General features: G+C 67.7%; 7 protein-coding genes and 1 pseudogene. 5 read left to right on the forward strand and 3 right to left on the reverse strand.

Features of this window, described 5'->3' with window-relative positions; genetic code table 11:
• Positions 1-228 precede the first annotated feature (228 nt).
• On the forward strand, positions 229-1,317 hold the full coding sequence (locus tag B2284_RS03670) for an aspartate-semialdehyde dehydrogenase (RefSeq protein WP_006947187.1): 1,089 nt from the start codon (positions 229-231) through the stop codon (positions 1,315-1,317).
• Here B2284_RS03670 and B2284_RS03675 read toward each other — a convergent pair.
• A complete protein-coding gene (locus tag B2284_RS03675) occupies positions 1,259-1,681 on the reverse strand; it encodes a hypothetical protein (RefSeq protein WP_040015101.1) in 423 nt (140 codons plus the stop codon). The two genes, B2284_RS03670 and B2284_RS03675, sit on opposite strands and share 59 nt — an antisense overlap.
• 281 nt (positions 1,682-1,962) lie before the next feature.
• On the opposite strand from B2284_RS03675, the pseudogene B2284_RS03680 reads away from it, so the two are divergent.
• The 4 genes and pseudogenes from B2284_RS03680 to B2284_RS03695 all read left to right on the forward strand — a co-directional run.
• Positions 1,963-2,661 (forward strand): annotated as a pseudogene (locus tag B2284_RS03680) (transporter substrate-binding domain-containing protein); the annotation flags it as partial.
• A 66-nt stretch (positions 2,662-2,727) separates the two neighbouring features.
• Positions 2,728-3,351: an amino acid ABC transporter permease gene (locus B2284_RS03685; protein ID WP_051806469.1), complete on the forward strand. Its 624-nt coding sequence runs from the start codon at positions 2,728-2,730 to the stop codon at positions 3,349-3,351.
• Positions 3,348-4,271 carry an amino acid ABC transporter ATP-binding protein gene (locus tag B2284_RS03690; protein WP_235181951.1) on the forward strand — a complete coding sequence of 308 codons (924 nt, stop codon included), beginning with the start codon at positions 3,348-3,350 and terminating at the stop codon, positions 4,269-4,271. The genes B2284_RS03685 and B2284_RS03690 overlap by 4 nt, the downstream gene beginning before the upstream one ends.
• A 31-nt stretch (positions 4,272-4,302) precedes the next feature.
• Positions 4,303-4,932, forward strand: a complete 630-nt coding sequence (locus B2284_RS03695) for a GPP34 family phosphoprotein (protein WP_081873752.1) — start codon at positions 4,303-4,305, stop codon at positions 4,930-4,932.
• A gap of 101 nt (positions 4,933-5,033) precedes the next feature.
• Here the strand turns inward: B2284_RS03695 and B2284_RS03700 are convergent, their stop codons facing one another.
• Entirely contained in the window at positions 5,034-5,345 is a 312-nt protein-coding gene (locus tag B2284_RS03700) for a FitA-like ribbon-helix-helix domain-containing protein (protein WP_038569625.1), read from the reverse strand.
• A gap of 94 nt (positions 5,346-5,439) precedes the next feature.
• Complete coding sequence (locus B2284_RS03705) at positions 5,440-6,639, reverse strand: acyl-CoA dehydrogenase family protein (RefSeq protein ID WP_239304366.1); 1,200 nt, start codon at positions 6,637-6,639, stop codon at positions 5,440-5,442.
• Between the last annotated feature and the right edge of the window lie 2 nt (positions 6,640-6,641).

Raw genomic sequence — 6,641 nt, forward strand, 5'->3', positions numbered from 1 at the left:
CCCATCTGCGATTTTCGGTCACATGCAACGTGGGTTGGGTGGGGCGGTCAGGCGGGACGTGAAGCCACAGGTGATGGGGCGAGAAGTGCGCCAGGCGTTGGGCCCACGGGATCGAACGGTGCAGACGGCGGGTGCGATCTCGCCCAATCATGTGAGTTTCCAATCGATCTGGCGTCAACCGGGCAGGCGGACGGGTTCGTCGTCAGTGACGGCGCCTATGCTCGGAACGTGACTGCGAACCAGCCCGAACGGCCCGTCCTCGCCGTCGTCGGCCCCACGGGGCTCGTCGGCCAGGCGGTGATCGACGTCCTCGCGACGCGCGCGGACGCGTGGGACGACGTGCGTCTCTTCGGCTCCGACCGATCTGTCGGACGCAGGATGCTGTTCGGCGTCGACGAAATCGAGGTCGAACCCCTCGACAGTGAGAGCTTCGCCGGCGTCGACGTCGCCATCTTCGCGACGCCCGCAGACGTGTCGGCGAAGTGGGCGCCGTTCGCGACGGCGTCCGACTGCCTCGTCGTCGACACCTCCGCCGCGTTCCGTGATGACGACGACGTCCCACTCGTCGTGCCCGAGGTCAACGCGGCTGCGGCGTTCGAGCACCCCCGCGGCATCGTCGCGATGCCGTCGGGCCCCGCGATCGTCATGCTTCCCGTCCTCGCGACGCTGCACGAGCACTGGAGCCTCACGCACGTGACGGCGACGTCGATGCAGGCCGTCACCGGCGCGGGCAAGCGGGGCGCGGAGCGTCTCTATGAAGAGGTATCGGCGCTCACCGGCCACCCGCGCATCGGCCAGATGCCCGGTGACGTCCGCCGCTACGTCGCCGATCTGCCCGACGACTCACCGTTTCCGGCCCCGATCGTCAGCAACGTCGTGCCCTGGGTGGGTGAGCACGTCGGCGGCGGCTGGTCGAGCGAGGAGAACGACATCGCGCACGAACTGCGTGACGTGCTCGCGCTGCCGCAGCTGCGCGTCGCCGTCACGTGCGTGCAGGTGCCGATCGTCACGACGCACATGTCGACGCTGCACGTGAGCTTCGACAAGAAGGTCAAGCCCGACGACGCGCGCCGCGCCATCGTCGAGGGCGCGAACGGCGCGATCGTCATGCCCGACGAAAACGGCACCGACTGGCCGACGCCCGCCGACGCCGTTGGCACCGACCCCGTGTGGGTCGGGCGCGTGCGTCAGGTCGAGAGCAACCCGCACACGCTCGACTTCATCGTGTGCGGCGACAACATCCGCAAGGGCGCCGCGCTCAACGCCCTGCAGATCGCCGAGATGCTCGTCGGGGTCGGGCGCTACGCGCAAGCGTGAGGCCGGTCGCGTCGACGGCGTCGAGTTGCCGACCGAGCCGACGCATGAGCCACCAGCGCCGAATCCAGAAGACGGCATTGACGGTGAAGAAGGCGGCCGCGAGCCAGTCCCACCACGAACGACGGCCATCGACGACGTCCAAGCAGCGCATCAGGGCAAGGCCGGTGAAGGCCAACGCACCCATCGCTCGCGCCCAGGGCAACTGCGCGACGCGGGCGCGTTGGATGTCGCGGTCGTGCGGGTCGTCGAGCATACGGCCGGCGCCGGTGGCGGCGTCGATGCGGCGCTTCTCGGGCGCAGGCATCAGCTCCAGTTCGTTGAGGAGCTTCGATCTCTCCAGCTCGCCCAGCACGCGTCGCGTCATGCCGCGATTCTTGCAGTTCTTCGACGGCGCCGGTGGCCGCGTGAGGGGCGCCGCGCGAGGCCGGCTGGAAGTGGGGCGCCGATAGGCCCCCCGCGGGCGGTCTGCACCATCGATGCATAACGGTGAGTTAGGCGCCATAAAATAGGAGATTGTTGAATGGGGGCGTAATCTCGACTCTCGTGAAGACGCCCAACCGTGACCGTTTCGGGGTGCTGCGAGCCCGAAGCGTCCTCGTCGCGATCCTCAGCTTCGTCGCAGCCCTTCTCCTGGGTGGCCTGACGATGACCACCGCCGCCGCGCAGCAGGCCCCTGCCGTCACGAAGGCCGACGACAAGCTGCCCGACACGATCAAGGTCGGCACGGAGGGTGTCTACCCTCCGTTCAGCTTTCACAAGGGCGGTGACCTGACGGGCTACGACGTCGATTACTTCCGCGAGGTCGCCAAGCGTCTCGGCGTCAAGGTGCAGTTCGTCGAGACCCCATGGGATTCGATGTTCGCCGGCCTCAACTCCGGGCGCATCGATCTCATCGCCAACGAGGTCTCCGCCACGGACGAGCGTCGTGCTCAGTACGACCTGAGCACGCCGTACGTCACGACGACGGGTGTCGTCGTCACGAAGAAGAACGACAGCTCCGTCAAAGAGCTGAGCGACCTCAAGGGCAAGAAGTCGGCGCAGAACATCACGTCCGACTGGGCCGAGACGGCGAAGAAGGCCGGCGCAAGCATCGTCCCCGTCGAGGGCATGGACAAGGCCGCCGCCATGCTGCAGAACGGCCGGGTCGACGCATTCGTCAACGATGAGCTCGCCGTCAAGTACTACCTCGCGACGCACCCCGACTCGGGCCTCAAGATCGCCCTGACGACGAACGACAAGAGCGAGTCCGTGTTCGCGGCGCGCAAGAACACGCACCTCACTGACGCGGTGTCGAAGACGATCGCCCAGATGAACGACGACGGCACGTCGAAGAAGCTCTACGACAAGTACTTCACGACGAAGGCCACGGGCGAGTCGTCATGGAGCGTCATCAAGGGGAACATCGGGCCGATGCTGCTCGCGACGATCAAGGTGACGATCCCGCTCGCGGCGGTCTCGTTCGTCGTCGGGCTCGTGCTGGCCCTCGGTGTCGCGCTCGCCCGGTTGAGCTCGAACGCCGCGATCTCCTGGCTCGCGCGCGCGTTCGTCTCCATCTTCCGCGGCACACCGCTGCTCGTGCAGTTGTTCCTCATCTTCTTCGGCCTGCCGCAGCTCGGATTCAAGCTCAGCCCGTGGATCTCCGCGGCCGTGGCCCTGGCCCTCAACGTCGCTGCGTATGCCGCGGAGATCATCCGCTCGGCGATCCTGTCGGTGCCCAAGGGGCAGTGGGAGGCCGCCGAGACGATCGGAATGAACCGCTCGACGGCGCTCAAGCGGATCATCCTGCCGCAGGCCTCGCGCGTCGCCGTGCCGCCGCTGTCGAACACGCTCATCTCGCTCGTCAAGGACACGTCACTGGCAGCGACCATCGGTGTGAGCGAGATGTTCCACGAATCGCAGGTCGCGGCAGCGCCGTCGGGCAAGTTCATCGAGCTGTACGCGACGGCGGCGCTCATCTACTGGGTCATCTGCTTCGTGCTCAGCCTCGTGCAGACCCGCCTCGAAGACCGACTCGGAAGGCACATCGCACGATGACGACTCACGGTTCCACCCCTGTCTCCGGTTCGACGAGCGGCGGTTCGACGACCGACGGTGCATCGGCGGGCGCCCCGTCTGTGGGTGCTGCGTCGGCGGGAGCTGCGTCTGCAGGCGCCGGCCTGTCTGACGCCCGTGACGCCCTCGTCGACGTCCGTGGTTTGACGAAGTCGTTCGGCTCGCTCGAGGTGCTTCGCGGCGTCGACTTCACCGTGCCGTCGGGGTCGGTGACGGTGCTGCTCGGCCCGTCGGGTTCGGGCAAGACGACGGTGCTGCGTTCGCTCAATGCGCTCGACCTGCCTGACGCGGGCGTCGTCCGCATCGGGGACGCCGAGGTCGACTACGTCGACGTCCCGCTTGGGCGTGACGGTCGAGCCAAGGGTGACGCCGCCAAGCGTGTCGGTGCGCTGCGGGCGAAGACGGGGATGGTGTTCCAGCAGCACAACCTGTTTCCGCACAAGAGCGTGCTCGAGAACGTCACCGAAGGCCCAATCGTCGTGCAGGGCGTCGCGAAGGCCGACGCCGACGCGCGGGGGCATGAGCTTCTCGCGAAGGTGGGTCTCGACGACCAGGCCGACAAGTACCCCTACCAACTCTCGGGTGGGCAGCAGCAGCGCGTCGGCATCGCACGCGCTCTGGCCCTCGCGCCCGAGCTGCTGCTCTTCGATGAGCCGACGTCAGCGCTCGACCCCGAACTCGTCGGGGGAGTGCTGAGCGTCATGCGCGAACTCGCCGACGAGGGCCGCACGATGATCGTCGTCACCCACGAGATCGCGTTCGCGCGTGACGTCGCTGATCAGGTGCTGTTCATGGACGGCGGCGTCATCGTCGAACGCGGCGAGCCGTCACAGGTCATCGACCACCCGCGCGAGGCGCGCACCCAGGCGTTCTTGAAGCGCATCCTCGACCCGCTGAGCTGAGTCGTGATCGCGGACGCGCGATACTGATCAGGTGCTGATCAGCGAACGTCTGTGGATCATGAGCTTGGACGATCGAGGACTGCCGAGGGTCACCGGGGCACAGGTGTGCGTCACGGCCGGGTTGATGCTCGATCTGCGGTCCGCGGCCCTGATCGAGTGGCCGGGCGACCGGATCCGCCGAACCGTCAAGGCTGCGCCCGAGGGCCTGCTGGGATGGGCGGCGAGCCGTCTGGAGGAGGTGCGCGAGCCGACACAGGCGCGCTTCGTCATCGACGCGCTCTATCCGGGTGCGTGGGAACACGTCGGCATGAGCCTCGTGGACCAGGGGATGGCGAGGATGACGCGGCACGGGCTCCGCCGCAAGCCGCGATTCTCGTTCACGACGACGCCTCTACGGCGAGAGATCGTCGATGCGTCACGCGCGTTGCTTTTCGACGACGCCACCACGCACGATGACGACGCCGTCCTCGCGGTGCTGGGCGCGGCAGGAATCGGGGATGAACTGCTGTCCCGGTCGCCGTTCACGGACGAATCCGTGGCAGTCGCTTTCGCCGACCGCGAGCCCGGATCGTTGCAACGGCAGGTCGACGAGGCGATCTCCTTCGCCCTCGTGCCCTTCTACGCGAACGGCTATTACTCGACCGGTGCCAACGCGGGGTGACGTGCGAGCGGCCTTCCCGCTCGCCGGTCCGACGAGCTACGGCTGATTCGGCTGGTGAAGCCTGGGCCGTGAGCCCGCGAAGCACCCGGCAAGTGAGTGGCTCACGTGCGGTCCTGGAGGCGCAGAGCGCGCACGGCGTCCTCACCTCGGACGTCCCCGTGGGCGTAGGCATCATCGCCTTCAGTGATGTCGCGCATCGCGTCCTCGTCGGTGAGCGTTGCCAGGGTCTCGGTTTGGTCAACGTGCTCCGAGTGGTCGAGACGCGATGGCCTGTCATCAGGCGGCGGCTGATGTGCGACGAGAGTCAGGCATGCCACGAGGTAGTCATTCAGACTGAGCCCCGCGGCGTCGGCCTGATGTTCCAATGACCTCAACACGTCATCCGAGACGTCGTGGATCGTCAGGGTCGCCATGCCGCCAGGCTGGCAAGGCGCAGGTTTCTCAGGTCGCTACCCGCCGTGATCGCTAAGGCAGCCGCCGTCGTCTCGGAGGCTCTGGCGGATCGGCTCAGCGGAACGCCGACTGACCCGTCAGGGCATTGCCGAGGACGAGTTGGTGCACCTCGCTCGTGCCCTCGTACGTCATGACCGACTCGAGGTTTCCGGCGTGACGGATGGGGGAGTACTCCGTCGAGATGCCGTTGGCGCCGAGGATCGTGCGGCACTCGCGCGCGATGGCGATGGCCTCGCGGCAGTTGTTGAGCTTGCCGAGGCTGATCTGCTCGGGGCTCACGCCCGCGCCGTCCTTGAGGCGCCCCAGGTGCAGCGCGAGGAGCATGCCCTTGGAGACCTCGAGCGTCATGTCGGCGAGCTTGCCCTGCGTCAGCTGGTAGCCGCTGAGCGGCTTGCCGAACACCTGGCGGGACGCGGCGTAGTCCAGCGCCGTCTCGAGCGAATCGCGGGCGGCGCCCATCGCACCGAAGACGATGCCGAAGCGCGCCTCCGACAGGCACGACAACGGCCCCTTGAGCCCGCGCACCTCGGGGAAGACGGCATCAGCGGGCAGGCGCACGTCGGTGAGCGACAGCTCGGCCGTCACCGACGCACGCAGCGACATCTTCTTCGTGATCTCGCGCGCCTCGAAACCGGCGGTGTCCGTCGGCACGACGAAGCCGCGGATCTTGTCGTCGGTCTGCGCCCAGACGACGGCGACGTCGGCGATCGTGCCGTTCGTGATCCACATCTTCGTGCCGTTGAGCACCCAGTCGTCGCCGTCGCGCTTGGCGTGGGTGCGCATGCCGGCCGGGTCGGAACCGAAGTCGGGCTCGGTCAGGCCGAAGCATCCGACGGCGTCGCCCGCCGCCATCCGCGGCAGCCACTCGGTCTTCTGCTCCTCGCTGCCCCAGCGCCAGATCGCGAACATCGCGAGGCTGCCCTGCACGCTGACGAGCGAGCGGATGCCCGAATCGGCCGCCTCGAGCTCGTGACACGCCATGCCGTACGCGGTCGCGCTCGAGCCGGCGCACCCGTAGCCGTCGAGGTGCATGCCGAGCAGCCCGAGCTCGCCGAGCCCCTTCGCGAGCTCACGCGCCGGAACGCTCGCCTCGTCGTACCAGGTCGGCAGATTCGGACGCACGTGGTCGTCACAGAAGCGTCGGACGAGGGCCTGGACGTCGCGCTCGTCGTCGCTCAGGAGCCCGTCGATCGCGACCAGGCGGTTGAGTTCAGGGTTGCGGGAGAAATCACTCACCCCACCATCGTGCCTCACGC

The sequence above is a fragment of the Dermacoccus sp. UBA1591 genome (genome assembly GCF_002322065.1).
GTDB classification, from domain to species: Bacteria; Actinomycetota; Actinomycetes; order Actinomycetales; family Dermatophilaceae; genus Dermacoccus; species Dermacoccus nishinomiyaensis.

What these genes read in the sequence shown, in the direction of transcription:
- B2284_RS03675 (WP_040015101.1), bottom strand. Translation starts at nt 1,681, where the DNA reads ATGACGCGACGCGTGCTGGGCGAGCTGGAGAGATCGAAGCTCCTCAAC.
- B2284_RS03690 (WP_235181951.1), top strand. Translation starts at nt 3,348, where the DNA reads ATGACGACTCACGGTTCCACCCCTGTCTCCGGTTCGACGAGCGGCGGT.
- B2284_RS03685 (WP_051806469.1), top strand. Translation starts at nt 2,728, where the DNA reads ATGCTGCTCGCGACGATCAAGGTGACGATCCCGCTCGCGGCGGTCTCG.
- B2284_RS03700 (WP_038569625.1), bottom strand. Translation starts at nt 5,345, where the DNA reads ATGGCGACCCTGACGATCCACGACGTCTCGGATGACGTGTTGAGGTCA.